General features: G+C 61.6%; 23 protein-coding genes. 16 read left to right on the forward strand and 7 right to left on the reverse strand.

The window, feature by feature from the left end:
• Nucleotides 1-190: 190 nt before the first annotated feature.
• The 3 genes from M2367_RS05485 (at nt 191) to alkB (ending at nt 3,951) form a co-directional block, all read left to right on the forward strand.
• Nucleotides 191-2,584: a DNA polymerase II gene (locus M2367_RS05485; RefSeq protein ID WP_224430516.1), complete on the forward strand. Its 2,394-nt coding sequence runs from the start codon at nt 191-193 to the stop codon at nt 2,582-2,584.
• 89 nt (nt 2,585-2,673) lie between these two features.
• Nucleotides 2,674-3,222 carry a DUF3617 domain-containing protein gene (locus tag M2367_RS05490; RefSeq protein WP_042043162.1) on the forward strand — a complete coding sequence of 183 codons (549 nt, stop codon included), beginning with the start codon at nt 2,674-2,676 and terminating at the stop codon, nt 3,220-3,222.
• Between the two features lie 60 nt (nt 3,223-3,282).
• Nucleotides 3,283-3,951: a DNA oxidative demethylase AlkB gene (alkB, locus tag M2367_RS05495; RefSeq protein ID WP_232302027.1), complete on the forward strand. Its 669-nt coding sequence runs from the start codon at nt 3,283-3,285 to the stop codon at nt 3,949-3,951.
• A 121-nt stretch (nt 3,952-4,072) separates the two neighbouring features.
• On the opposite strand, the gene pfkA is transcribed toward alkB, so the two are convergent.
• The 4 genes from pfkA to M2367_RS05515 form a co-directional block, all read right to left on the reverse strand.
• A complete protein-coding gene (gene pfkA, locus M2367_RS05500; protein WP_042043164.1) occupies nt 4,073-5,044 on the reverse strand; it encodes a 6-phosphofructokinase in 972 nt (323 codons plus the stop codon).
• A 139-nt stretch (nt 5,045-5,183) separates the two neighbouring features.
• Nucleotides 5,184-5,939 (reverse strand): triose-phosphate isomerase, encoded by a 756-nt coding sequence (tpiA, locus tag M2367_RS05505; protein ID WP_042043165.1) that lies wholly within the window; start codon nt 5,937-5,939, stop codon nt 5,184-5,186.
• 135 nt (nt 5,940-6,074) lie between these two features.
• The gene (gene elyC, locus M2367_RS05510) at nt 6,075-6,845 is read right to left on the reverse strand and encodes an envelope biogenesis factor ElyC (RefSeq protein ID WP_259236064.1); all 771 of its coding nucleotides are present in this window, start codon (nt 6,843-6,845) and stop codon (nt 6,075-6,077) included.
• Between the two features lie 115 nt (nt 6,846-6,960).
• Nucleotides 6,961-7,851 carry a LysR family transcriptional regulator gene (locus tag M2367_RS05515; protein WP_259236065.1) on the reverse strand — a complete coding sequence of 297 codons (891 nt, stop codon included), beginning with the start codon at nt 7,849-7,851 and terminating at the stop codon, nt 6,961-6,963.
• Between the two features lie 97 nt (nt 7,852-7,948).
• Between M2367_RS05515 and M2367_RS05520 the strand changes: the two genes are divergently transcribed.
• From M2367_RS05520 to M2367_RS05570, 11 genes are all read left to right on the forward strand, one after another.
• Nucleotides 7,949-8,815, forward strand: coding sequence for a pirin family protein (locus tag M2367_RS05520; protein WP_259236066.1), 867 nt, complete (start codon nt 7,949-7,951; stop codon nt 8,813-8,815).
• A 28-nt stretch (nt 8,816-8,843) separates the two neighbouring features.
• Nucleotides 8,844-9,521, forward strand: coding sequence for a hydrolase (locus tag M2367_RS05525; protein WP_042043172.1), 678 nt, complete (start codon nt 8,844-8,846; stop codon nt 9,519-9,521).
• 27 nt (nt 9,522-9,548) lie between these two features.
• Complete coding sequence (gene ycaC / locus M2367_RS05530) at nt 9,549-10,175, forward strand: isochorismate family cysteine hydrolase YcaC (protein WP_042043175.1); 627 nt, start codon at nt 9,549-9,551, stop codon at nt 10,173-10,175.
• A gap of 341 nt (nt 10,176-10,516) precedes the next feature.
• Entirely contained in the window at nt 10,517-11,293 is a 777-nt protein-coding gene (gene cmoM, locus M2367_RS05535) for a tRNA uridine 5-oxyacetic acid(34) methyltransferase CmoM (protein WP_042043267.1), read from the forward strand.
• Nucleotides 11,294-11,429: 136 nt separating this feature from the next.
• Complete coding sequence (mukF, locus tag M2367_RS05540; protein WP_042043177.1) at nt 11,430-12,749, forward strand: chromosome partition protein MukF; 1,320 nt, start codon at nt 11,430-11,432, stop codon at nt 12,747-12,749.
• A complete protein-coding gene (mukE, locus tag M2367_RS05545) occupies nt 12,730-13,467 on the forward strand; it encodes a chromosome partition protein MukE (protein ID WP_042043179.1) in 738 nt (245 codons plus the stop codon). Before mukF ends, mukE begins: the two co-directional genes overlap by 20 nt.
• 63 nt (nt 13,468-13,530) lie before the next feature.
• A complete protein-coding gene (gene mukB, locus M2367_RS05550; protein ID WP_259236067.1) occupies nt 13,531-17,958 on the forward strand; it encodes a chromosome partition protein MukB in 4,428 nt (1,475 codons plus the stop codon).
• 168 nt (nt 17,959-18,126) lie between these two features.
• Complete coding sequence (locus M2367_RS05555) at nt 18,127-18,516, forward strand: septal ring lytic transglycosylase RlpA family protein (protein WP_259236068.1); 390 nt, start codon at nt 18,127-18,129, stop codon at nt 18,514-18,516.
• A gap of 360 nt (nt 18,517-18,876) precedes the next feature.
• Nucleotides 18,877-19,242, forward strand: a complete 366-nt coding sequence (locus M2367_RS05560; RefSeq protein ID WP_042043181.1) for an SH3 domain-containing protein — start codon at nt 18,877-18,879, stop codon at nt 19,240-19,242.
• 199 nt (nt 19,243-19,441) lie between these two features.
• Nucleotides 19,442-19,771, forward strand: a complete 330-nt coding sequence (locus tag M2367_RS05565; RefSeq protein ID WP_042043183.1) for a putative quinol monooxygenase — start codon at nt 19,442-19,444, stop codon at nt 19,769-19,771.
• Nucleotides 19,772-19,928: 157 nt separating this feature from the next.
• Complete coding sequence (locus tag M2367_RS05570) at nt 19,929-20,420, forward strand: histidine phosphatase family protein (RefSeq protein ID WP_224430507.1); 492 nt, start codon at nt 19,929-19,931, stop codon at nt 20,418-20,420.
• 113 nt (nt 20,421-20,533) lie between these two features.
• Here M2367_RS05570 and M2367_RS05575 read toward each other — a convergent pair whose 3' ends face one another.
• A complete protein-coding gene (locus M2367_RS05575; RefSeq protein WP_259236069.1) occupies nt 20,534-20,986 on the reverse strand; it encodes a hypothetical protein in 453 nt (150 codons plus the stop codon).
• A gap of 188 nt (nt 20,987-21,174) precedes the next feature.
• Nucleotides 21,175-21,378: a hypothetical protein gene (locus tag M2367_RS05580; protein WP_042043189.1), complete on the reverse strand. Its 204-nt coding sequence runs from the start codon at nt 21,376-21,378 to the stop codon at nt 21,175-21,177.
• A 203-nt stretch (nt 21,379-21,581) separates the two neighbouring features.
• Between M2367_RS05580 and M2367_RS05585 the strand changes: the two genes are divergently transcribed.
• Together M2367_RS05585 and M2367_RS05590 are read left to right on the forward strand one after the other, a co-directional pair.
• Nucleotides 21,582-22,493: a PhzF family phenazine biosynthesis protein gene (locus M2367_RS05585; protein WP_259236070.1), complete on the forward strand. Its 912-nt coding sequence runs from the start codon at nt 21,582-21,584 to the stop codon at nt 22,491-22,493.
• 38 nt (nt 22,494-22,531) lie between these two features.
• A complete protein-coding gene (locus M2367_RS05590) occupies nt 22,532-23,548 on the forward strand; it encodes a Wadjet anti-phage system protein JetD domain-containing protein (protein WP_259236071.1) in 1,017 nt (338 codons plus the stop codon).
• Between the two features lie 157 nt (nt 23,549-23,705).
• On the opposite strand, the gene M2367_RS05595 is transcribed toward M2367_RS05590, so the two are convergent.
• Nucleotides 23,706-24,341: a LysE family translocator gene (locus tag M2367_RS05595; RefSeq protein WP_224430503.1), complete on the reverse strand. Its 636-nt coding sequence runs from the start codon at nt 24,339-24,341 to the stop codon at nt 23,706-23,708.
• Nucleotides 24,342-24,463: the final 122 nt, after the last annotated feature.

Consider the following 24,463-nt stretch of genomic DNA (forward strand, 5'->3'; position numbering starts at 1 on the left):
GCCGGGCACAGATCCGGGTGCACAGTGGGATGGGAGCCATGCATGCTGCGCCGCAGCCCACTCAATGAGCCACTATAAGCCAAATCCCGAGCGGGGGGCAGCCCCGGCTGGCCCTGCATGCAGCAGCATTGCGAGCAACTACTGTATGAACGTACAATAGCTTATCTTCCCTTTGTCCCTTGCCTCGACCATGACCCCAGCTCTCGCTCCCACCGACGGTTTTATCCTGACTCGCCACAGCCGGGACGTGCGCGGGCGCGGCAACGGGCGCGATGGCACCGAGATCGTGTTCTGGCTGTGGAGTGAGCAGGGGCCGGTGCGGCTGGTGGTGGCAGATCAGGAGCCACTCTTCTTCCTGCCCCAGGCGAAGATGGAGGAGGCCGTGACCCTGTTCAAGGGAGCCGGGGTGCGTGGCCGCTTTCGTCGTCTGCCCATGCACACCTTCGACGGTGAGGCGGTGGTTGGCTGTTATTTTTCCACCCTGAGCGCCTATCACAGGGCCATCGAGCTGCTGCTCATCCGTGGCCTGGCGCACTTCGAATCGGATATTCGCCTGCCCGAGCGTTACTTGATGGAGCGCTTCATCACGGCGGGCATGCGCTTTGGCGGCAAGACGGTCAAACGCGGTGATCACTGGTCGGTCAGCGAGGCACGCTGCGCGCCCCAGGCCGTGACACCAACCCTCAGCTGGGTCTCCCTCGATGTGGAGTGCGCCATGGACGGCGCCCTCTTCTCCATAGGGCTCTATAGCGAGCAAGATGCCCGGGTCATCATGATAGGGACGGCCCCCGATGACGCCGCGTCCTGGGAGACCCAGGTTGAGTGGGTGGCGGATGAGCCCGCGCTGCTTGGCGCCCTCGAGAGCTGGTTTGCGCGCCATGACCCGGATCTGGTGCTCGGCTGGAACGTGGTCAACTTCGACTTTCGCCTGCTGCTGCGTCGGGCCGAGCTGCACAAGCGGCGATTGCGGCTCGGCCGTGGCCGTGAACTGGCATTCTGGCGCGCCTCCCGGGGCGATCCCCAGACCGGCAGCGTCATCTTGCCGGGGCGCATGGTGCTCGACGGCATCGACACCCTCAAGAGTGCGACCTGGCAGTTTGCCAGTTACAGCCTGGATGCGGTGGCGAGCGAGCTGCTTGGCCGTGGCAAAGACATTGAAGACGTGGCGAACCGGGGTGAGAAGATCACCGAGCTGTTTCACTCCGACAAAGAGGCGCTGGCCCGCTACAACCTCGAAGATTGCAAGCTGGTGTGGGAGATAGTCGAACACTGCGCCCTGATCCCCTTTGCCATCGAGCGAGCCAATCTCACCGGGCTGGAGCTTGACCGGGTCGGCGGCTCGGTGGCGGCCTTCACCAATCTCTATCTGCCGCGCTTGCACCGCGGCGGCTATGTGGCCCCCAACCTGCCCGCCGATGGGGGGCTGGCGAGCCCCGGCGGCTATGTGATGGACTCCAAGCCCGGCCTCTATCGCCAGGTGCTGGTACTGGACTTCAAGAGCCTCTACCCCAGCATCATTCGCACCTTCTGCATCGATCCCATGGGACTGATCGAAGGGCTCAAGGCCCCCGATGACGCCATTCCCGGTTATCGCGGTGCCTTCTTCTCCCGGGACAAGCACTTCCTGCCAGATCTTATCGCCACCTTGTGGGCGGCGCGGGACAGGGCCAAGGCGGCCAATAACAAGGCGCTCTCCCAGGCCATCAAGATCATCATGAACTCCTTTTATGGGGTGCTGGGCTCGGGGGGCTGCCGCTTCTACGATCCCAGGCTCGCCTCCTCCATCACACTGCGCGGTCACAGCATCATGCAGCAGACCCGGGAGTGGATAGAGGCGCGGGGCTACAGCGTCATCTACGGGGATACCGACTCCACCTTCGTGCATCTGCCCGAAGAGATGAGCCCGGCCCAGGCGGACGAGATAGGCCGCTCACTGGCCCAGGAGATCAACCACAACTGGACCCAGTTGATCAGGGCTGAGTTTGATTTGCCCTGTCACCTCGAGATCGAATACGAGACCCACTACCGCCGTTTCCTGATGCCCACCATCCGCGGCCTGGAGAAGGGCAGCAAGAAGCGTTACGCCGGGCTGGTGGGGCAGGGGGAGTCGGAGCATCTGGTGTTCAAGGGGCTGGAGACGGTTCGCACCGACTGGACCATGCTGGCCAAGCAGTTCCAGACCCGGCTCTACGAGCTGGTGTTCCACGATGAGGATCCTTGCGACTACGTGCGCACCATGGTGGATGAGACCCGCAGCGGGCGCCACGACGAGCTGCTCATCTATCGCAAGCGGCTGCGCCAGAAGCTGGAGGAGTACCAGAAAAATGTGCCACCCCATGTGCGGGCGGCGCGCCTCGCCGATGAGGAGAACCTGCGCCGCGGCTTGCCTCAGCGTTACCAGCATCGCGGCAGCATTGCTTATCTGATGACGCTCGCAGGCCCGGAACCCCTCGAATACAGGCGCAGTGCCATCGACTATGAGCACTACATCGACAAGCAGCTCAAACCCATTGCCGATGCCATCCTGCCCTTCATCGGTGAATCTTTCGAGCGGATCTGCGGCCAGCAACTGGATCTCTTCTAACCGCTCTGCCGCCGGGCCCTGTGCCATCCTTAAAGTCCTTGAAAACGGTGCGGCGCTCAATGTGCCGCCCTTCCTACGCTGGAGGCCTTATGGCTTTGACGCTTCGAGAGGTGACCCTGGTGGCCGCCATGGTACTGAGTAGTGGGGCCCTGGCCCATACCCTGAAACCCGGTTTATGGGAAATGCAGACCAAGATGGAGGCCGGATCCGGCGAGTTGGGCCAGGCCATGGCCGCCATGCAACAACAGTTGGCGGCCCTGCCCGAGGGACAGCGCAAGATGATGGAGGAGATGTTGGCAAAGCAGGGTGTTGGCATTCAGGGCCTGGACGCCGCCGGGGTGCGAGTGCGTCACTGCCTCAGTGCGCAGATGGTGGCCCAGGATAGGCTGCCTTTCGAGAAAGGCGAGGGCTGCCAGCGTCAGTTACGCAAGCGCAGCGAGACCTTGATGCAGTTCACCTTCAGTTGCAGCGACCCCAAGGCCCAGGGGGAAGGTGAGGTGAACTTTATCAGCCCCACCGCCTATCACAGCCGCTTTAGCCTCGACATCGAACATGAGGGCAAGATGGAAAAACTCACCGGCACCAGTCAGAGCCAGTGGTTGAGCGACGACTGCGGCGATATCAAGGCGGTGGAATAAGAGGCCAGCGCAGCACTGAGCGCCTGGTTCCCAATCAGCGGCACAAACCAACGAGGAAACATGGCCAGACAGAGGACGCTGGATAACGCCATGGGCGATCTGTTCGAGCAGGAGACGCAGTCTCGCTGGCTGGCCCCTGGCGCCCTGCATCTGCCAGGGGGCCTCGATAGCCTGGGGCCTGGGTCAGCCTGGTTATTGGCCTGGATTGGGGCGGTAAGCAGCCAGGCACCCTTTCGCCACCTCAGGACGCCGGGAGGGCAGAGCATGTCGGTGGCCATGACCAATGCCGGTCCCTGTGGCTGGGTGTCGGATCGGCGTGGCTATCGCTATAGTCCCCTCGACCCCCTCAGTCAGCAGCCCTGGCCCCCCTTGCCGAGGGAGCTGCTCACCCTGGCCAGCGACGCGGCACAGGCGGCAGGTTTCGCGGATTTTGAACCCGATGCCTGCCTCATCAACCGTTACCTCCCCGGGGCGCGCATGTCCCTGCATCAGGACAGGGATGAGGCCAGTTTTGCCCATCCGATCGTCTCTGTCTCTCTGGGATTGGCCGCCGAATTTCAGCTGGGGGGGCTGACGCGAGGGGATACGGTGCAGCGGCAGAGGTTGCGCAGCGGCGATCTGCTGGTATTGGGCGGCGAGGCGCGACTGCGTTTTCATGGGGTGGCCCCCGTCAAAGCGGGCGCCGAAGGTGAGCTGCGTTTCAATCTCACCCTGAGACGGGCCCAGTGAACCTTGGAGTCTGGAGGCAGGCGAGTGGGCCGGATTGCCGGTTTGCATGAACCGCCATTGTCTGCGCAGCACACATAAAAAACCCTCCGGCTGGAGGGTTTTTTTCAGATAACGGCTGTCATCAGAACAGGGTGGTGGAGAGGTCGTACAGCTCCTGATTGAAGGGGCGCTTCAGATTCTCGATGCAGTCGATGATGTCGTGGTGCACCATCTCGTTGCCCTGGATACCGACGCAGCGGCCACCTTGACCGGCCAGCAACTGCTCAACGGCGAAGGCGCCCATGCGGCTGGACATGATGCGATCACGGGCGGTCGGCGAGCCGCCGCGCTGGATGTGACCCAGGATGGTGGCGCGGGTCTCGCGGCCCGTCATGGCTTCAATGTCCTTGGCCAGGGCGTTGACGTCGGTGACGTGCTCACAGATGGTGATGATGGCGTGCTTCTTGCCCTTGGCTTCGCCTTCCCGGATCTGGGTCAGCAGCTTCTCTTTGTCAAACGCCACTTCCGGCACTATCACGTACTCGGCGCCACCGGCCACGGCGGCCGACATGGCCAGATCGCCACAGTGGCGACCCATGATCTCGACCACAGAGATACGGTGGTGGGAGCTGCAGGTGTCGCGCAGACGGTCAATGGCATCCACCACCACGTTCAGGGCGGTATCAAAGCCGATGGTAAAATCGGTGCCGGCGATGTCGTTGTCGATGGTGCCCGGCAGACCTATGCAGGGGAAACCCTCTTCGGTCAGCTTCTTGGCGCCCATGTAGGAGCCGTCACCGCCGATCACCACCAGGGCGTCGATGCCGTGGGACTTGAGATTCTCAATCGCCTCGGCGCGTACCTTGGGATCTTTGAAGGCCGGGAAACGGGCGGAGCCCAGGAAGGTGCCGCCGCGGTTCACCACGTCGGAGACGCTGTGACGCTCGAGTTTGACGATACGATTCTGGTGCAGACCGAGGTAGCCATCATAGATGCCATAGACTTCCAGGCCATGGTGCAGACCGGCGCGCACCACGGCGCGAATGGCTGCGTTCATACCCGGTGCATCGCCACCACTGGTCAAAACACCAATACGTTTGATTTGCTTGGTCATGAGTGCCTCTGGATCTCAAGTTATCGAATGGATAAGCCTGTTTGACTATATCGGCTTTCGTATCGGCTTGTTGGTACCGCCAAGGGTTCGCCATACGAAAACCGGCAAAGGAGGGGGCCTGGGGCCCCCTCTGGGCTCATTACTTGGCAGCGCCAGCAATGATCTGGGAGAAGTCGTCCACTTTCAGGGACGCGCCACCCACCAGGCCACCGTCGATGTCCGGCTGACCGAACAGATCGCTGGCGGTCGCGCCAGTGACGGAACCACCGTACAGGATCTGTACCTTGGCAGCCACAGCGCCATCAAATCCGGCCAGGTACTGGCGGATGTGGGCGTGAACGGCCTGGGCGATTTCCGGGGTGGCAGTCTTGCCGGTGCCGATGGCCCATACCGGCTCGTAAGCCACGACGGCGTTTTCGAAGGAGGCGATGCCACAACGGTCGATGACCGCTTTGAGCTGAGTCTCGACCACGTTCTTGGTCACGCCGGCTTCGAACTGCGCCAGGGTTTCACCGATGCAGAGTACGGGGATCAGGCCCGCTTTCTGGATGACTTCGTACTTGGCAGCCACCAGGTCGTCGGTCTCGGCGTGCAGGGTACGGCGCTCGCTGTGGCCGACCAGGGAGTAGGTGCAACCGAAGGCTTTGAGCATGGAGGGGGCGTTCTCGCCGGTGAAGGCGCCAGACTCGTGCAGATCGGCGTTCTGGGCACCGTAAGCAATCTTGCTGCCGGCAGTCAGCTGCTCAACTTGACCCAAAAAGATAACCGGTGGGCAGACGGCGACTTGAACGGAAGGGTGCGCGGCGGCAGCCGGGATCAGACCCTTGATCAGCGCTTCGACAGAAGCTTTGGTGCCGTTCAGTTTCCAGTTACCCATTACCAGGTGCTGTCTCATCTTTTAATACTCCTAGGCGTTTGATTGCGCGTCATTATATGAATTGAACCGAGCCCAAGATAGCTGACCCGGCGGCAAATGACGTAATTTTTTTTCCCTTTCCTGATCCAAATCAGGAAAGCTCCTCCCGACTGTTCACTCGTTGACCTGACCACGCAGCCGGGCCCAGAGCCGACCTATCCACTCGTGGATGGCCGCTTCCGAGTACATCAGGTAGCGCCCCTTGGGCAGGTAGCTATAGAGCGGCTGAGGCTGCTGGCTCTGCTTGGCGGTGTAGTCGGTGGGGGCGGGCAGCGCATTCAGGCCCTGCTGGCGATAGAGTGCCAGGGCCCGGGGCAAATGGGTGGCCGAGCTCACCAGCGCGACCCGCTTGCCCTTAAGGTGGGCACTGATGCTGACCGCCTCGTCATGGGTGTCTTTGTTGTTTTCAAACAACGTCATTCGGGATCTCGCTATCCCGAGGCTCGCCGCCATGCGGGCGTTGACCTCGGCATTGGACAGCGGATCCCCGGACACATAACCGGAGAAGATGAGCTCGGCTTCTGGGTAGGCCTGGGCCAGCCGCACCCCTTCCAGGGTGCGGGCGAGGGCTATGTTGTTCTGCCAGGAACGCTCGGGCACCGCCGGATCGCTGACATGGCCGTTGCCGAGCACCACGATGGCCTCGATGCCCGGATGTTGGCTCACGTCGAAGGGCGGATAGGTCTGCTCCAAGCCTCTGGCCAGCTCATAGCTCACCGGCCGCATCCCCATCAGGGCGATGAGCAGCAGCGAGCAGGTCGCCAGCAGCTTGCCGCTTTTTTGAAAACGGGTGAACCAGAGCAGCAAGAGAGCCAGCAGCAAGAGGGAGAGAGAGAAGGGGAGCGGCATCAGCAACTGGCCCAGCCACTTTTTGAGTTCAAACATGGAGTTCTCCAATTTTTCCTGACACAGAGGCAAGTGACGCTGAGAGTAAGGGGGGCGGGGCAAATTGCCAAATGATGCCGAACTCGCACAGGCCACAGCATGCTGGAGAGAGCGGTTATTCGAGCCACTTGCCTAGCGCCAGCGACGCCAGATCAATGAAAGCTCGCAATCTGGGAGGCATAAAACGTTGCCGTGGGTAGACGATGTGGATGGGATCCGCCTTGCCATGCCATTCGGGCAGGACAGGCACCAGTCTCCCCTCTTCGCAGGCCTGGCGACACAGGTAGGAGGGCAACAGTGCCACCCCGCCGCCAGCCTGCACCATGGTCATGATCAGGCCGACATCGTTGATCAGTGTCTGCTGGCCCAGAGAGACGGTCACACTGTTGGCGGCCCCGTCGTGGAGTACCCAGGCCTCCTTGCCCAGTGGCGTGAACTGCAGGCAGGCATGCTGCCGCAGCGTATGAGGTGCTTCTGGCACCCCGGCGCTGGCGAGGTAATCCGGGCTGGCAAACAGGGCCCAGCGCGCGATGCCCACCTGCTTGGCGATCAGGGTCGAGTCCTTGAGAGGGCCGGTGCGAATGGCGACATCGACCCCCTCGGCGACCAGATCCACATAGCGGTTCATCAACACCAGCTCCACATCGACCTTGGGCCACTGGCTGCGCATCTGCCCCAGGATGGACGACAGGATCTGGTTGCCGACATCCACCGGAGCCGTGATGCGCAGCAGCCCGCAGGGCTCTTCCCGCGCCTCGGTCACCGCCGCCTCGGCGTCAAGCACATGCACCAGGCCGGCCGAGGCGTGGTCGTAATAGATCTGTCCGGCATCGGTCAGGTGCAACCTGCGGGTGGTCCGCTGCAAGAGGGTGACGCCCAGACGCTTCTCCAGCATGGCCACCCGATGGCTGACGGTGGAGGTCGGCAAGCCCAGCAGACGCGCCGCCGCGCTGAAACTGCCCGCTTGCACGACCTTGACGAATACCACGACCTGATTGAAGTCCATCTTCCAACTCATTAGAAAGTGTTTTCTTATTTAACCATCTAGTCCGGTAAATGACTACTTTCTACACTGTCTCCATTGATTCAACGGAGACATTGAGATGAAAGAACTGGCATTTATCAAGCGCAGCAACGAGAGGCACTGGGTCGGCGATGGCTTCCCGGTCAGGAGCATCTTCTCCTACAACGACATCGCCGAAGAGATGTCCCCCTTTCTGCTGATGGACCATGCGGGCCCGGCCAATTTCCCGGCCACCTCCCATCAACTCGGCGTCGGCCAGCACCCTCACCGCGGGTTCGAAACCGTGACCATCGTCTATGAGGGCGGCGTCTCCCACAGAGACTCCTCGGGGGGCGGCGGCACCATAGGCCCGGGTGACGTGCAGTGGATGACGGCCGCATCCGGCCTTATCCACGAGGAGTACCACAGCCCGGCATTCGCCAGGACGGGCGGCGCCTTCGAGATGGTGCAGCTGTGGGTGAACTTGCCCGCCAAAGAGAAGATGACGGCCCCTGGCTACCAGGGCATCACCGCCGACGAGATCCCTCGGGTGGCACTGCCAGAGGGCGCAGGAGAGGCTCGCATCATCGCCGGGCAGCTCGGCGATACCCGCGGCCCTGCCCGCACCTTCACCCCGATGAACGTCTGGGACATGCGTCTGAAGGCCCATCACCGGGTGACGCTCGAACTGCCGGAAGGACACACCACGGAGCTGTTTGTGCTCAAAGGCGCCATTCGCCTCGGCAACCGCCACCCTGTCCGCACCGCCGAGCTGGCAGTCATGGAGCGCCGCGGCAGCCAGCTGGTGATCGATGTCGAGGAAGATACGACGCTGCTGCTGCTCAATGGCGCCCCCCTCGATGAACCCATCGTCGGTCACGGCCCCTTCGTGATGAACACCCAGGACGAGATAGTGCAGGCCATCAATGACTACAACAGTGGCCGTTTCGGCCAGATAGGACGCTGAACCTCAGCCCCAACAAATGGAGAAAATCATGAGCAACCCAGCCAATTTCGACGGCGCCAGACCCGTCCTCAACCCAGATGACGTAGCTATGCTGCTGATCGACCATCAGAGCGGCCTGTTCCAGACAGTGGGCGACATGCCGATGCCGGAACTGCGCCTGCGCGCGGCCGCCCTCGCCAGCATGGCGACGCTGGCCAATATTCCGGTGATCACCACGGCATCTGTCCCGCAAGGACCGAATGGCCCGCTGATACCGGAGATCCACGAGAATGCGCCGCACGCACAGTATGTGGCGCGCAAGGGCGAGATCAACGCCTGGGACAACCCCGATTTCGTCGCGGCGGTCAACGCCACCGGCAAGAAGCAACTGATCATCGCAGGCACCATCACCAGCGTCTGCATGGCCTTCCCTGCCATCAGCGCGGTCAACGCGGGCTATCAGGTGTTTGCGGTTGTCGATGCCTCGGGCACCTACTCCAAGATGGCCCAGGAGATCACCCTGGCTCGCGTGGTTCAGGCGGGCGTGGTTCCCATGGACACTGCGGCAGTGGCTTCCGAGCTGCAAGGCAGCTGGAACCGGGCAGATGCGATGGAGTGGGCGGCTATCTACACCAAGATCTTCCCCGCCTACCAGTTGCTGATCGAGAGCTACGGCAAGGCACAAGCCGTGGCGAAAAACAACGAAGTGCTGGATTCCCAGCGCTGATACCCGCAACAACCAAGGAGAACCATCATGGCTAAACCCTACGTCAAACTCGACAAGCACAACGCGGCAGTACTGCTGGTGGATCACCAGGCAGGGCTCTCTTCGCTGGTGCGTGACATAGAGCCGGACAAGTTTCGCAACAACGTGCTGGCGCTGGCCGCGCTGGCCAAGTACTTCGAGCTGCCGACCATACTGACCACCAGTTTCGAAAACGGGCCCAACGGCCCGCTGATGACAGAGCTCAAGGAGACCTTCCCGGACGCCCCTTACATTGCCCGCCCAGGACAGATCAACGCCTGGGATAACGAGGAGTTCGTCAAGGCGGTCAAGGCTACCGGCAAGAAGCAGCTGATCATCGCCGGCATCGTCACCGAGGTGTGCGTGGCCTTCCCGACCCTGTCCGCCCTCGAGGAGGGGTACGAGGTGTTTGTCATCACCGATGCCTCGGGGACCTTCAATGAGATCACCCGTCACTCGGCCTGGGATCGGATGTCATCCGCCGGGGCGCAGCTGATGACCTGGTTTGGGGCCGCCTGTGAGCTGCACCGCGACTGGCGCAATGATGTGGAGGGCCTGGGTACCCTGTTCGCCAACCACATCCCCGACTATCGCAATCTGATCAACAGCTACACCACAGTCCAGAGCAGCAAGTAACCTGAACCAGCAACCTGAATAAGACCCCGGGCAACCGGGGTCTTCTGCTTGACGCCATCCATCATCCCTCCCGTTAAATGGCTCCCCACCGCGCTTCTCAGAGTGGTTTGCTCGCGCGAGTAGTTCTGGCATCCCCATCCAAGAGGTGCAGGGGTCGGGCTCTTGTCTGCGACAGGTCGAGCAAACCGGAGTTGCAACAAGGTGTGGTGACCCGATCCAGGCTGCCACGACACTCTTCCTTGAGTTTTCAGGCAATCCGGGATGTGACAGAATACCCCTCTTTTTTTCGTATGGCCCATCCCAGAGTGGCCCATGCCTGTATCGACAAGGCTGAGTTTGTCTTGAAGCAAGATCAGAGTTTTGACGGCCGCGCCGACAAGTTTGCCCGCAACATTTATGACTCCAGCAAGGGGCGCATTCGCACCACTGTGGTGTGGAGCGACATCGAAGCCTGCCTGGCCCGACTCGGCAATCGGCCCTTGCGCATTCTGGATGCCGGTGGCGGCTTCGGTTATTTCGCCCAGAAGCTGGCGGCCATGGGCCATCAGGTGGAATTGTGCGATCTCTCCGAGGAGATGCTGGCCCTGGCCCGGGTTCAGATCGCCGAGAAGGGGCTGGAAGACAGAATTCGTCTCATCCAGTGCCCCATTCAGGATCTCAAGGCCCATGTGAGCGGCAGCTTCGATCTGGTGCTCTGTCACGCCGTGTTAGAGTGGCTGGCCGAGCCACGTCAGACCCTGTTAGGTCTGTTTCCTTTCGTCCATGCAGGGGGCATACTGTCGCTGCTTTTTTACAACCGTCATGGCTTGCTGTTCCAGAGTCTGGTGGTCGGCAATTTCGACTATGTGCGCCAGGGGCTGAACAAGAAGCGTCAGACCGCCTTGACCCCCACCAATCCACAGTTGCCTGAGCAGGTCTATGACTGGATTGGGCGAGGGGGGCTCAAGATCATCGGCAAGACCGGGGTGCGAGTCATTCATGACTACATGCGCCACAAGCAGGATCAGGTCGAGAAGTTTGACGATCTGCTGGCCATGGAGCAGCACTATTGCCGCCAGGAGCCCTTCGTCGCCCTCGGCCGTTACATCCATGTGATGGCGCAAAAGCCAGCCAGTTGATGTCAGTTTTTATGCTAGCGGGATCTAGCCGCCCGGGGTCATCCACAGTGCCCCGTGGCCCATACCACAGCGAGGGAGTGCGCCATGCACCAGGTGCAGGTCGCTCCCTCGGATATAACAACGAGATGATAACGTCATGATGAGTACATCCCGTACCCTGCCGGAAACGGTGGCATGGGTCAGGCAGGAGGGATTGGCCTTGAGCCTGCCCACCGACAGGTTGGCCTTTCTGATTGCGATAAAGACCTTGTCCGAAGATGAGTCGGACTTGTCGGAAGCGGCGCTGCACGATGCCTTTGGCTATGTGAGCAACGCCTTCGGTCAGATGGATGAGACCCTGACCGGTCGCGCCAACAACGCCATCAACGATCTCATTCGCCAGCAACTGCTGTCGCGTTTCAACACCGACATGGTGGCCGGCGAGAGCCTCTATCGCCTGTCGCGCCTTGGCATGAGCATCGTCGACTTCTTCCTCGACCAGCGTCAGGTCGATAGCATCAAGCTCTCCATCCTGCTCGAACACCTGGCATCCGAGCTCGACACTGCCCGCAAGGCGGCCCTCGAACTCGATACCCGTGAACAGTGGGATGCCGAGGTGCTGCCCAGGCTGAGTTTCTCTTTGGAAGAGACCCTGGGGCGCATCGACCTGACCCAGCGCGCCATGGATGAGCAGCAGAATCAGGTCAAGAGCGAGATAGCCGCGCTGCTGACCCAGAACTGGATCGATGCCATTCACAACTGTGAAAAGCTGCTGCGCGAGACGGGCCAGACCCTGCGCGAGCTGCAAGACACCCTGGACGCCGCCGGCCACCGCCTGCAGGCGGGGCTGCTCAATATTCAAGAGGCCGCTCAGGGGAGGGACGACTTGTTCCACGTCGAGGAGCTGACCCACGCCCTGCAGGGGCGGCTCGATGTCATTACCAGCTGGGGTCAGCAGTGCATCGAGCTCTGGTCCCGCTACGACAGACATGTTCACAAGTTCATCCGCAACGCCATCGACATGGACAAGAACCGTGCCTTCAGTCAGCGACTGCGCGAATCCATCCGCAACTTCGAGCAGCACAACTTCTTGCTCAGAGTCGCCGAGGAGCCCCGTCTGCTGGAGCTGCGCGACGAAACCATCACCATCCATGATGACGATGTGACCGGTGAAGTGCCGCTCGAGATGGAGTACATGGAGATGGTGGACATCAACCAGGCGCTGGCCGAGCGCATCGAGCGCTATCTTGCCCGTTATCCCGAACAGGGCCATCAGCTGGACTTGGCCGATGTGCTGCGGGAATATCTGCTCGATTTCCCGGCCCACGCCCACTTCGACGTGGCGCGTCTTCTGATCGACCAGGCCGTGCGCCTGGGCCATGCCAGCGGTGAGCACATGCTGCACCGTCAACCCGCATGGAAACCCATTAACCAAGCTGGATCCAAGGTTCAGGCCTATGTCATTGATCAATTCTGAGTTTCCTTTGCCGCTGCGGCTCGCAGAGGCCATCGCCAACCCCTTGTTTCCGCGCATCGATACCGCCTTGCGCTCGGGTCGCCACCTCAGTGCCGATGAGTTCGAACAGCACGCCATGCTGGTGGAGTTTCACGGCGAGCTGGAGAATTTCTACGGCCGCTATCAGGTCGAGCTCATCAAGGCGCCGGAAGGCTTCTTCTATCTGCGGCCACGGCCCAGTGCCGACATCGGCACCACAGTGCTCTCCGAGCTCGATATGCTGGTGGGCAAGGTGCTCTGTTATCTGTTCCTGAGCCCGGACCGCCTCGCCTCGGAGGGGGTGTTCACCATGAGCGAACTGCAGGAGGAGGTGCTGAGTCTGGCGGACGAGAAGCAGCTGCTGCGCATGGTCAACAGCCGCTCCGGTGGCACCGATCTGGACAAGAAGAAGCTGCTGGAAAAAATTCGTACCGCCATGCGCCGTCTCAAGCGTTTGGGGATGGTGAGCTCCCTGGGTAACAGCGACAAATTCCGGGTCAACGAGACCGTGTTTCGCTTCGCCGCCGATGTGCGCTCCGACGAGGATCCCCGCGCCGTGCAGCTGCGCATGATCCAGGAGGGAGAGGCCATCTTCCACGACGACGAGATGCCAAGCAGCGATTCGTTGTTCGAGGATGTCGAGGGGGATCTCGACGAAGAGCAGCTTGAGCTGGAGGTGGAAGATGATCTGCAATCCTAAATTCCGGGCTCTGACGGAGCCTGCCGGTGTGATGGTGCTTATTGGTGTGATGGAGCGTGTGGCGTGAGAGGCAAATTCAAATCCCTGACCATGGTCAACTGGAACGGCTTCTTCGCCCGCACCTTCGATCTCGACCAGCTGGTGACCACCCTCTCCGGCGGCAACGGGGCGGGCAAGTCCACCACCATGGCGGCCTTTATCGCGGCCCTCATTCCGGATCAATCCCTGCTCCATTTCCGCAACACCACGGAAGCGGGCTCCAGCAGCGCCTCCCGTGACAAGGGGCTCTACGGCAAGCTGCAGCGCGGTCACTGTTATTCGCTGCTGGAAGTGATGAACAGCCGCGAGCAGCGGATCTGGGTCGGCGTCCACCTGGAGCAGGTGGCGAATCGCGACAACAAGGTCAACATCACCCCCTTCGCGCTGGTGGATGTGCCGGAGCAGCTGCAACCCACCGATCTGCTGCTGGAGAAACTCGAGGATGGCAAGGGACGGGTGCGCGCCTTTGCCGATCTGAAGGGGGCCGCCGCCGAACTTGGGGCCATGAAGGTCGCCAAGTTCAATACGGTGACCGACTATCACAACTTCATGTTCGAGTTCGGCATCACCCCGAAAAAACTGCGCGACCAGAAGGATCGCGGCAAGTTCTATCGGCTGATCGAGGCCTCGTTGTATGGCGGCATCTCTTCGTCCATCAGCCGATCCCTGCGGGAATACCTGCTGCCGGAGAACTCAGGGGTGCGCAAGGCGTTCCAGGACATGGAGGCGGCCATCTACGAGAACCGCCGCACCCTGGAAGCTATTAAGGAGACCCAGGGGCAGCGGGATCTGTTCAAGAACCTCATTACCGAGACCACCCACTATGTGGCGGCCGAGTATGTGCGGGGCGCCGCCGAGAAGAGCCGTCTCTCCGAGCTGGCCCTGAAGGCCCGTGCCGAGCTGGCCGGCAAGCGTCGCCTCTTGGCCGAAGAGAAGCAGCGCGCCATCTATCTGGCGGACGAGGCGGAGCAGCTCACCCACCGCGAAAAATTGCTGACCGACGAGCTGGAGTCCGCCGCCGAGCACCTGGCCAAGGTGATGGCTGCGGTCAGTTTGCAAAAGAAAATCGATGTGTATCGCGCCGATCTGGCGGAGCTGGTCGACAAGCTTGAGCAACAGCAAGCGATTGTGGAGGAGATCCACGGCCAACTGCTGGAAGTGGAAGAGCGCAAGGAGCTGGCCCAGGGGGAGGTTGACAGCCTCAAGACCCAGCTCGCCGACTATCAGCAGGCGCTGGATATCCAGCAGACCCGCGCCATCCAGTACCGTCAGGCGGTGCAGGCGCTGGACAATGCCCGCACGCAGTGCGAACTGCCCGAGTTGACCATGGAGCAGGCGAATGAAAGCCTGCATCAGTTCCGCGCCGCCGAGCAGAGCTTAACCCGCCGAGTGCTGGGGGCCGAGCAGCAGCTGGCGCTGGCCAAGGCGGCGGTGGCCGAGCATCAGGCCGCGCTGACGCTGCTGCTCAGCATTGCCCCCGAGACCGCTCGCGAGGCCGCCTGGCCCACGGCCCAGGCGCTGCTCAAGCGTCATATCGAAGACAAGGCCCGCATTGCGCAGGGGCAGGGGCTGCGCGCCGCCCTGGCTCGCCTCGAGAAAGAGCGCGACAGCCAGCAGGCACTGCTGCGCTTGCGTGACGAGCTGGCCCAGATTTGCGGCCAGCAGATCGCGAGCCAGGACGAGCTGGAGCTGTTTCTTGAAGCCCAGCGCAACCGTCAGGAGGAGCTCGCCGATCAGCAGGCGGAGGCGAACCAGCGCCGCGCCAGCCTGGAGCATCAGGGCGTCCAGCTGGGCCGCGATATCGCGGAGCTGACCAAGCTGGCCCCGCGCTGGCTCAAGTCGTTCGAGAAGCTCGAACAGCTGCGCGAGCAGAGCGGATTGCCGCTGGCCACCGCCGAGGCGCTCTCGGCCGGCATGCAGAGCGTGCTCGACAAGGAGCGGGAGTTCGAGCAGCAGAGCAACCGCATCCAGGGCCAGAAGCAGGCCCTGGAGCTGCAAATTCGCAACCTGCAACTGGGGGCCGGTGAGGCGGATCCGCGTCTTGCCCGCGTCGCCGAGCAGGTGGGGGGCGTGCTGCTCTCCGATGTCTATGACGACATCTCCATCGACGATGCCCCTTACTACTCCGCGCTCTACGGCCCGGCTCGCAGCGCCCTGGTGGTGCTCGACCTGGAAGGTGCCATAGAGCGGCTGAAGAAGCTGGAAGATTGCCCGGAGGATATCTACCTCATTCAGGGCAACCCCGACTCCTTTGACGAGGATCTGGTGGAAGCGGACGAACTGGGGGATGCCGTGCTGGTGCGTACCAGCAAGCGTCAGGTGCGCTTCTCCCGCTACCCCGAGCTGCCGCTGTTTGGCCGCGCCGCCCGGGAAAAACGCATCGAGCAGCTCGACCTTGAGCGGGAAAATCTTATCGAGGGCTACGCCAAGGCCGCCTTCGAGCAGCAGAAGTACCACCGCCTCTACGGGCATTTTCGCGACTTTATCGGCCAGCATCTGGATATCGCCTTCCGCCCCGATCCGGAAGCCGAAGTGCAGGCCAAACAGGCCGAGCTGCGCACCCTGCAAGGGGCCATAGCCGAGTGCGACAAGCAGCTGGCCGAGGCCAAGGCGGCCACCGCCCAGCTGACCCGATATATCCAGCTGGTGCAGGGGATGCTGCCCTTCGCCCACCTCTTTGCCGAGACAGATCTGGCGGCCCGTCTCGAGGCGGCCCGCGCCGATGTGGAGGCCCTTAAAACAGCCGAAGCCTTTATCGCCCAGCACGGCAAGGGGCTGGAAAGACTGGAAACCCTGGTGCAGGTGCTGCGCCAGGATCCCCAGGATCTCGCCGCCCTGCAGGCCGCGTTCGACGAGGCGAGCGAACTGCTGGCCGAGCAGAAGCGTCGCTGCTATGCCCTCGATCAGCTGGTGGCCCGTCTGCCGCACTTTGCCTATCAGGACGCCCAAGACCTGCTCGGCAAGGCCTCGGAGATGAGCGAGCGGCTCAAAGAGAAACTCAAAACCGCCGAGCTGGCCGCCCGCACCGCCGGTGAGCAGCACAAGCAGATTGCCCTGCGCCACACCGAGGCGTTGCAGCTGCGCACCGCGCTCGATTCCAGCGCCTCGGCCAAGGGCCAGACCCTGGCGGAGTTCGAGCAGGAGCTGGGGGCCATGGGGCTCACCCTGTCGGACGACATGGAGGAGAAATCCCGCGCCCACAAGAAAGAGATCGAAGAGTTGCTCATCCGCACCCGCTCCCGTCGCACCAGCGCCGAGGCCCAGTTGCAGGTGACCAAGCGCGAGATTGAATCCTTGGGCGGTCGTCTCAAGCTGGAAGGCAAGGACTACTTCGGCGCTCGTAAATCCCTGGTGAGCCACAAGGCGAACTGGTCGCGGGTGGTGCGGCTGGCGCGGGAGACCGATGTCGAGAAGCGCCTCAACAAGCGCGAGCTGGCATATCTTGACAGCGACGAGCTGCGCTCCATGTCGGACAAGGCCCTCGGCGCCCTGCGCGTCGCGGTGGCCCACGACGAGGCTCTGCGCGATGCGCTGCGCCTCTCTGAAGGCAACCGCAGCACGGAGCAGAAGGTCGCCTTCTACGTGCAGGTCTACCGTTACCTGAAAGATCGCATCCGCAACGACATCATCCGCTCGGACGATCCTGTGGAGGCCATCGAAGAGATGGAGATCGAGCTGGCGCGTCTGGCCGACGAGCTCAAGCAGCGGGAGAACCATCTGTCCCTCTCCTCCCACGAGGTGGCGGCCAAGATAACCAACATCATACGCCGGGAGCAGAACCGCATCCGGGTGCTCAACCAGGGCCTGCAGAACATCGCCTTCGGCCTGGTGCGCGGGGTGCGCCTCAACGTCAATATCCGCGAGGCCCACACTCGCCTCTTGACCGCGCTGGCGGATCAGAGCGCCATGCACAACGACTTGTTCGCCGACAAGGAGCTCAGCTTCTCCGAGGCCATGGCCAAGCTGTTCCAGCGCCTCAATCCGCAGGTGGAGCAGGGGGAGCGCAACTATCAGGTGATGGGGGACGTGCTGCTGGACTATCGCAACTACCTGGAGCTGGAAATCGAGGTGCAGCGTGGTGCCGATGGCTGGCTGCGTGCCGAGAGCGGCGCCCTCTCTACCGGCGAGGCGATCGGTACCGGTCAGGCCATCCTGTTGATGGTGCTGATCAGCTGGGAGGAGGAGTCCCGCCGTCTGCGCGGCAAGGACATAGCCCCCTGCCGTCTGTTGTTCCTCGACGAAGCGGCACGGCTGGATGGCAAGTCCATCGCCACCCTGTTCGAGCTGTGCGAGCGCCAGGACATGCAACTGCTTATCGCGGCGCCGGAGAACATCAGTCCCGAGAAGGGCACCACCTACAAGCTCATCCGCAAGGTGCAGGGCAAGCACGAGCACGTGCACGTGGTGGGGCTGCGGGGCTTCGGTTTTGCCGATGACAAGCTGATCGCCTGACCTCTTCCCCTGACAGGGGCTGACGGAGCAATACGCAAAACGGGAGGCCTGGCCTCCCGTTTTATATGGGAAGTATGCGACAGTGGCGGCCTGTGATGGGAGCCTGACCGGCTATGAAGGGTTGGTCGCTGTGGCAGGTCTGCCGGACATCGGATCGAGGAGTCAAGAATGAAGTGGAATGTGCAAAGAGGGTTGCTGTTGTCGTGCTGCCTGCTACTCGCGGCCTGCAGCAGCCAGCCTGATGCGGGCAGTGCGGGCAACTGGCGGGGTTATACCCAGACGGGGCTGGCCTCCTACTATGCCGATCGCTACCACAACAAGCGCACCGCAAGCGGCGAGCCCTACAAGAAGAGCGCCAACACGGCAGCCCATATGGCGCTGCCCTTCGGCGCCATGGTGAGGGTGACCAACCTTGCCAACGGCAAGAGTGTGGTGGTCAAGGTCAATGACAGGGGCAATTTCCCCAGAGGCCGGATCATCGATCTCTCAAGAGCGGCATTTAGCAGCATAGGCAACACCCGATCCGGCCTTCTCAAGGTCAAGGTCGAGGTGTTGTAGGGGGCCATAAGCCCGGCCCATTGCACAGCGGGAAACGGCAAGGCCCCGGACATTGCCTCTCAGCATTGACAGCCTCCAGCCTCCAGTCGTATCTGTGTTATTGCGTGACTGCCGCTCAAGGCACTCGGCTGATCTCTTGCTGCCCCTTGCCAGGGCGCCTGGGCGAGCATTCCTTCACCACCTATTGCCTTGACGTTGAACCCTGGTTTGCAGGCCGTGATCGCTCGCCGTGATCATCTGCCCCCCTGACATGGCGACGTCGCTCGCCCTGTGATCAAGGGGCCAGGTGAAGCAGCCCTTCAAGGAGGGCCCGTGACGGTGAATCATGGGTTAACCACACCACTATGTCCAAGGAGCAATATGAACAGTGAGAGCAAGGCCTTTCTGGTGATAAGTGCCCACCGCTGCGAGTATCCAGACCCCATCACCTTTCGCAAGGGGACCCCGCTCGTCGTGGGCGACCGCTATGAAGGGGAAGAGGAGTGGCACGACTGGTTCTTCTGCCATTGCGACGGGCAACAAGGAGGCTGGGTACCGGCCCAGATCATAGGGTCGATGGACGATGGCACAGCTTTCGCTCGGGAAGATTACACGGCCAGGGAGTTGAGCGTGCAAGCGGGTGACTGGCTCAATGGCGATCGGTTTATCAACGGCTGGCTCTGGTGTGTGAGGGGTCAAGATGGCGCCTCCGGCTGGGTGCCGCTGGCCAATCTCAGGGAGGCATAGGCGCCCTCATGGGCAGTTGCCGATCTGCTCTGTTGTTCAAGGGCGTTGTTCAGCAGGATGGATAGTCTGTCCAGATTGTCTGTCTATTCGAATCAATCCCCCGTGATTACACTGGCTCTCATGGTGAAACATGTGCTCCTCGCGCGGTGACAAGCCGCAGTGAGGGGTGTTTCGAATAGCCCCTTGATAACGGAGTGTAATGAAGATGACAACAGACAAATTGGTATCCATCGCCGTGCTGACGGCGAAGCCAGGGATGGGCGAGCGCCTGCGCCAAGCGCTGCTCGCGTTGATCGGCCCCACCCGCCGGGAGCCCGGCAACCTCGATTATGTGCTGTTCGAGCTCAAAGACGAACCCGGCACCTTCTATATGCGCGAGGCCTTCGTCAGTCAGGCCGCCCTGGATGCCCACTGCGAGACGGACTATTTCCAAGGCTTCGCCCGCCAGGCGGACGAACTGCTGGCAGAGCCCCTTCGCCTCATCTTCATGGACGAGGTGAGCCCGCCATCGGCCATGGGGCAGGGCTGAGAGCCTGCCCGTTCGCTTGCCCCATGTTCCCGAACGGTGCGGCTTCGCTATGATTGAGACGGCGCAGTGACAGAGCCTGAGGGCAGGGCATGCAGACCCTGGCAGTCACTAGCCACAAGTGACACGGGGCCGATAGTCGGCCGTCATGGGAGGCGTCATGAAGAGAACCCTGATCCTGGTGCGTCACGGCAAGTCGAGCTGGGAAGAGCAGGGGCTGCCTGACAGGGCACGGCCGCTCGCCGAGCGTGGCCTGCGCGACGCCCCCCTGATGGGCAGACGGCTGGCGCACGATAAGGTGCGACCCGACCTTATACTGTCGAGCCCCGCCTGCCGGGCCTTGTCGACGGCCCATATCATCGCCGAGACGCTCGGTTACCGGCCAGAGGAGATAGTCACGGACGAGCGGCTCTATGGCGCAGATGTGAGGACCCTGCTTGAGGTGATGGGGGAGCTGGGTGACGAGTTAAGATGCGTCATGCTCTTTGGTCACGATCCCGAGTTCACCGACCTTGCCCACCGCTTTTCCGGCAAGATCACCCGGATGCCGACCTGCGCCGTCGCCCGCTTCACCTTTGACGCCCCCTCCTGGTCGGCCGCTGTGTCGCAAACGCCGCTGACGGCCGTGCTCGACTATCCGAAAAAGGGGTAAGTGAATGGCAAGAGGAAGCGCAGGGTAGTCGCTCACCGGGTTGGTGAAGAAGCCGGCAAGAGATCAAACAAGAAGGGGAGCCCAGGCTCCCCTTCACATTCCCGTCATGTCGCCTATTTGGCGGCGATCGGCCCCTTGGTGCCCGCATCGTTATCGACCCAGCCATCTTCACCCTGGATGCGACGATCCCCCTGTATGGTGTAGATGACCATGCCCTCCTTGAACACCAAGGCCCCGTCAGATTTCTTGGCGCTGACCTGCTTGTCGTTGACCCACACCTGATCCTTGTCATCGATGCGGATGGTGGCGACGGTGGCGCCCGTCTCGGGGAAGGTGGCGACCCAGTTGCCGGCGTAGGGGCTGGCGCTGGTGGCTGCCGCCGGAGCATCACCAAACCCGTCTGCCGCGTTCTCGGCCTTGGTCTTGTGAATGTCGCAGCCCTGGGCCTCGCTCACCTGGGTGCAGCCGGAGCGCTCCAGCTGCTGGGCATATTTTGCGTTGATGGCGTGAGCCGGGGCCATGCCAAGCAGGGACAGGGTGGCGATCAGAGCAGCATTCCTGGACATAGTGGATCCCTCAAATGTGAGTCTTGCCGGTTCATCGCAGCCTTGACTGCCATGAGCAACAGCCTGGGTTCGCGGTAATATCCTGGGTGCGAGGTGGCAGGCCTCTCTCACGTTAGCACCTGAAAAAGGGCTCGAACAGGTGGCCGATAAACAGATGCGATCCACGGGGATCCCCTGAACCTGCGGGATCAACTCTGGGTTCGCCGCATTCCGGTGTCGAGATAGAGGCTGCTATGGTGGACGCTGTGGCTGACGAACATCACCTGATGACGGCTCTGATCCGACAGTATTATGATGTCGCCAGCACAGACCGGGCAGCTGAACGCCATCTCGTGTTCGGGGGCCGCCAATTGATCGGCCTGCTCCTTGAAATCCAGGGTGTAAGAAAACATATGGCTCTCCAACTCGCACATATACAGACACGGCTCCCCAACTCTAGACCCTGGAGTAGCCCTTCGCGGCGCCCGTTCGGCGCCAATGGCAGGGTTATTTACCGCGCAAGCAGGGGCCCTGCCTGGTTTTTACCCATTGGGAACCGTTTTGCAGCTATCCCAGCTTGCTCGCTCCCCCGTATCAATGGACACAAGGAGTTGTCATGACGCAACCCGATCACCCGACCCAGGCGGACGGGGTTATCACCACTGAGTTGACCCGCATCGCGGCCTTTGCCGATGGCGAGCAAGGTGGCAATCCAGCAGGAGTCTGGATTGGCGCAAGCTTGCCTGCGGCGAGCGAGATGCAGCGTATCGCCGCCGAGGTGGGATTCTCGGAAACCGCATTCGCGGCGCCCCTCTCTGCACACCCGTCGTCCGGGGGAGCACACCCCGCACCGCGGGAGTGGCGGGTGCGCTACTTCTCCCCCGAGGCAGAGGTACCCTTCTGTGGTCATGCCACCATAGCCCTGGGGGTTGCCCTGGCACGGCGCTTCGGGGCCGGGGATGTTGGATTGAGCCTCAGCCAGGCCGCAATCCGGGTGTCGGGCTGGCAGGATGAGGCGGGGCAATGGCTCGCGGCCTTGCAATCCCCTTTGACTCGCAGCCAGCCGGCACCTGCCGATGTGGTGCGCGAGGCCCTGGCACTGTTTGGCTATCACGCGGCAGATCTCGATCCGCGCATTCCCCCTGCACTTATCCATGGCGGTGCCGATCACCTGGTGCTGGCCTTGAACAGCCGTGAGGCGCTCAGTGCCATGGACTATGAATTTGCCCAGGGCCAGATCCTGATGCGCCGTGAAGGTTGGGTGACCATATTGTTGAGCCACGCAGAGAGTCATCAGCTGTTTCATACCCGTAACCCCTTTGCCTATGGTGGTGTCTATGAAGACGCGGCAACCGGGGCGGCCACCGCGGCCTTTGCCGGGTACCTGCGTGATCTCCGGTGGCCCCACGGTGGCATGATTGATCTGATCCAGGGGGAAGACATGGGCATGAGATCGCGGCTGCATGCCGAGATCCCGGCCGAGCCAGGCAGTTCGATCCGGATATCCGGCAAGGCCCGGCTGATGTGAGCCCACCGCCCTATATCCAAGCAACGAGGGGAAAGCCGATGACATTTTTCGAGCGCGTCGAGATCCGGGCATTGAGTGAACGTCTGCTGGCGTTGGCGGCGGGGCAGGGGATCTTGCTCACCAGCCGTGCGGGCTGCGAGCTGGATGAGATGTTGAGAATTGTTGGTGGGGTGCAGCCGATAGGGCGGGGTGAGCGGCGTCAGTTGACCGAGCGGGGGCGTGAATTCTTGATAGAAAAGCTCGCGCAAACAGCAGACGAGTCGCCCTGGTCGGGTGAGGCGGTATTGGCGGCGTTAGGGGGGCAGTTACCCGCGAGTATTAACAGTGCGACCCTGAGTGGGCTCTGGTTGCAAGATTGTAAAGCCATCTTGTCTCCTGCCCACTTGGCGCGGGCTGAGGCGCTGGGGGTAAGGGTATTCAATGATGAAGTGATCCGGCTTCGCAGTGCTTCATCGCTATCTCTGTTATGGAAAGATGGCAGCCGTTATTGCGCAGATGAAAGCCTGAATATGTTGGGTGAGATTGCCTTACCAGAGCGCGCCTTGGCCAGGTTGCAAGGCGTCGAGTGGCAAGGTAAGCAGATTATCACGGTGGAGAACAAAGGTGCCTTTGTGGATTACCCCCTGCAACAGGGGGAGTTGCTGCTCTATGTGCCGGGTCGCAATACGGTGTTGGCCAAACAAGTGATCCCTTTACTGCCTGCTGCTATTGCCTGGGCTCACTTTGGCGATCTGGATCAGCGTGGCGTGGATATTGCCAGCGGGCTGGCCGTCGCCATGAACAGGCCTCTAGCACTCTGGTTGCCAGAGGATCTCATGGAATATGCATGCCGCTACGCTCGCCCCTTGATCCGCCAGTTGGAAGGGCAGAAAAGCAGCAGAGGGAAGATCCCCTGGCGACTCGCTAGCGTTCAGTCGAGTGGGATGTTGATAGAAGCCTTGACTCATCTGATAACCCATAAAGCATGGCTGGAACAGGAAGTCCTGGTGTCGGCCAGACGTTGGAAGTCATGGTCTCTTCGTGAAACCCCGATGTCATTACACGGTAAAAACTGACTTCTTCCGGGGCATCCATTACCGCGACTTTTCAAAGGCGTCGCCACGGAAATGGCTCCAGTGATCGACGTCTTGGGAAATACCCAGAGACATGTTCTGTGGTGGTTGCCGGGTTCAGGCTGGGACTAGGTAAGGACCAGAGAGGATGGACACAACCTCAAGGCCGCCCGCTCAGCAAGATGGCGCCACCGAGTGTGATAAAGATCCCACCGGTAAGGCGGGTAAAGAGTCGTTGACTGCGGGCCGGGTTGAAATAGCGACCGGCCCGTCTGGCCAGGGCGACATAGCTCAGATGCACCAGGCTGACGATGAGGCAGATGGTCAGATACATGACAGAAAACTGCAGCGGCAGCGGGCTCTGATGGTCGAGGAACTGGGGCAGCAGAGCACAGAGGAAAATAATGGTCTTGGGGTTGCTGGCAGAGACCAGAAAGGCCTCACGCCACAGGGAAAAGTGCTGTCTGGGTCTGCTCGCTGAGCCGGTCAGCACCACACCCTGTTGAGTCGAGCCGGCGGCCCGCAGCGCCTTGTAACCGAGATAGATGAGGTAGCCGCCACCCGCCAGCTTGAGGGCGAGGAACAGAGGAGGCAGGGTCTGCAACAGGGCGCCAACGCCCATGGCGACCAGCAAGATGAGGATGGCCTGACAGAGCAGATTCGCGCTGATGGTGAGCAGCGCCGCGCGCCAACCGAGTTGCAGGCCATTTTTGACGACCAGCAAGACATTGGGGCCCGGGGTCAGCGTTGCCAGCAGATAGGCAAGCAGGAACAACATCCATGTGTCCAGGTTCATATTTATCCCTTGTAAAAAACGCATCATGCCTCTGTGCCAAGGGGATAGTCCAGCAAGATAGGTGGCGGCTCGATCCGGGCCGCACCTGGGCACTTCCAACTCTCGTCTGCCACACAAATATT

This window comes from Aeromonas sp. BIGb0445, assembly GCF_024809075.1.
Lineage (GTDB): Bacteria > Pseudomonadota > Gammaproteobacteria > Enterobacterales > Aeromonadaceae > Aeromonas > Aeromonas rivuli.

What these genes read in the sequence shown, in the direction of transcription:
- M2367_RS05485 (WP_224430516.1), top strand. Translation starts at nt 191, where the DNA reads ATGACCCCAGCTCTCGCTCCCACCGACGGTTTTATCCTGACTCGCCAC.
- M2367_RS05490 (WP_042043162.1), top strand. Translation starts at nt 2,674, where the DNA reads ATGGCTTTGACGCTTCGAGAGGTGACCCTGGTGGCCGCCATGGTACTG.
- alkB (WP_232302027.1), top strand. Translation starts at nt 3,283, where the DNA reads ATGGCCAGACAGAGGACGCTGGATAACGCCATGGGCGATCTGTTCGAG.
- pfkA (WP_042043164.1), bottom strand. Translation starts at nt 5,044, where the DNA reads ATGACCAAGCAAATCAAACGTATTGGTGTTTTGACCAGTGGTGGCGAT.
- tpiA (WP_042043165.1), bottom strand. Translation starts at nt 5,939, where the DNA reads ATGAGACAGCACCTGGTAATGGGTAACTGGAAACTGAACGGCACCAAA.
- elyC (WP_259236064.1), bottom strand. Translation starts at nt 6,845, where the DNA reads ATGTTTGAACTCAAAAAGTGGCTGGGCCAGTTGCTGATGCCGCTCCCC.
- M2367_RS05515 (WP_259236065.1), bottom strand. Translation starts at nt 7,851, where the DNA reads ATGGACTTCAATCAGGTCGTGGTATTCGTCAAGGTCGTGCAAGCGGGC.
- M2367_RS05520 (WP_259236066.1), top strand. Translation starts at nt 7,949, where the DNA reads ATGAAAGAACTGGCATTTATCAAGCGCAGCAACGAGAGGCACTGGGTC.
- M2367_RS05525 (WP_042043172.1), top strand. Translation starts at nt 8,844, where the DNA reads ATGAGCAACCCAGCCAATTTCGACGGCGCCAGACCCGTCCTCAACCCA.
- ycaC (WP_042043175.1), top strand. Translation starts at nt 9,549, where the DNA reads ATGGCTAAACCCTACGTCAAACTCGACAAGCACAACGCGGCAGTACTG.
- mukF (WP_042043177.1), top strand. Translation starts at nt 11,430, where the DNA reads ATGATGAGTACATCCCGTACCCTGCCGGAAACGGTGGCATGGGTCAGG.
- mukE (WP_042043179.1), top strand. Translation starts at nt 12,730, where the DNA reads ATGTCATTGATCAATTCTGAGTTTCCTTTGCCGCTGCGGCTCGCAGAG.
- M2367_RS05555 (WP_259236068.1), top strand. Translation starts at nt 18,127, where the DNA reads ATGAAGTGGAATGTGCAAAGAGGGTTGCTGTTGTCGTGCTGCCTGCTA.
- M2367_RS05560 (WP_042043181.1), top strand. Translation starts at nt 18,877, where the DNA reads ATGAACAGTGAGAGCAAGGCCTTTCTGGTGATAAGTGCCCACCGCTGC.
- M2367_RS05565 (WP_042043183.1), top strand. Translation starts at nt 19,442, where the DNA reads ATGAAGATGACAACAGACAAATTGGTATCCATCGCCGTGCTGACGGCG.
- M2367_RS05570 (WP_224430507.1), top strand. Translation starts at nt 19,929, where the DNA reads ATGAAGAGAACCCTGATCCTGGTGCGTCACGGCAAGTCGAGCTGGGAA.
- M2367_RS05575 (WP_259236069.1), bottom strand. Translation starts at nt 20,986, where the DNA reads ATGTCCAGGAATGCTGCTCTGATCGCCACCCTGTCCCTGCTTGGCATG.
- M2367_RS05580 (WP_042043189.1), bottom strand. Translation starts at nt 21,378, where the DNA reads ATGTTTTCTTACACCCTGGATTTCAAGGAGCAGGCCGATCAATTGGCG.
- M2367_RS05585 (WP_259236070.1), top strand. Translation starts at nt 21,582, where the DNA reads ATGACGCAACCCGATCACCCGACCCAGGCGGACGGGGTTATCACCACT.
- M2367_RS05590 (WP_259236071.1), top strand. Translation starts at nt 22,532, where the DNA reads ATGACATTTTTCGAGCGCGTCGAGATCCGGGCATTGAGTGAACGTCTG.
- M2367_RS05595 (WP_224430503.1), bottom strand. Translation starts at nt 24,341, where the DNA reads ATGAACCTGGACACATGGATGTTGTTCCTGCTTGCCTATCTGCTGGCA.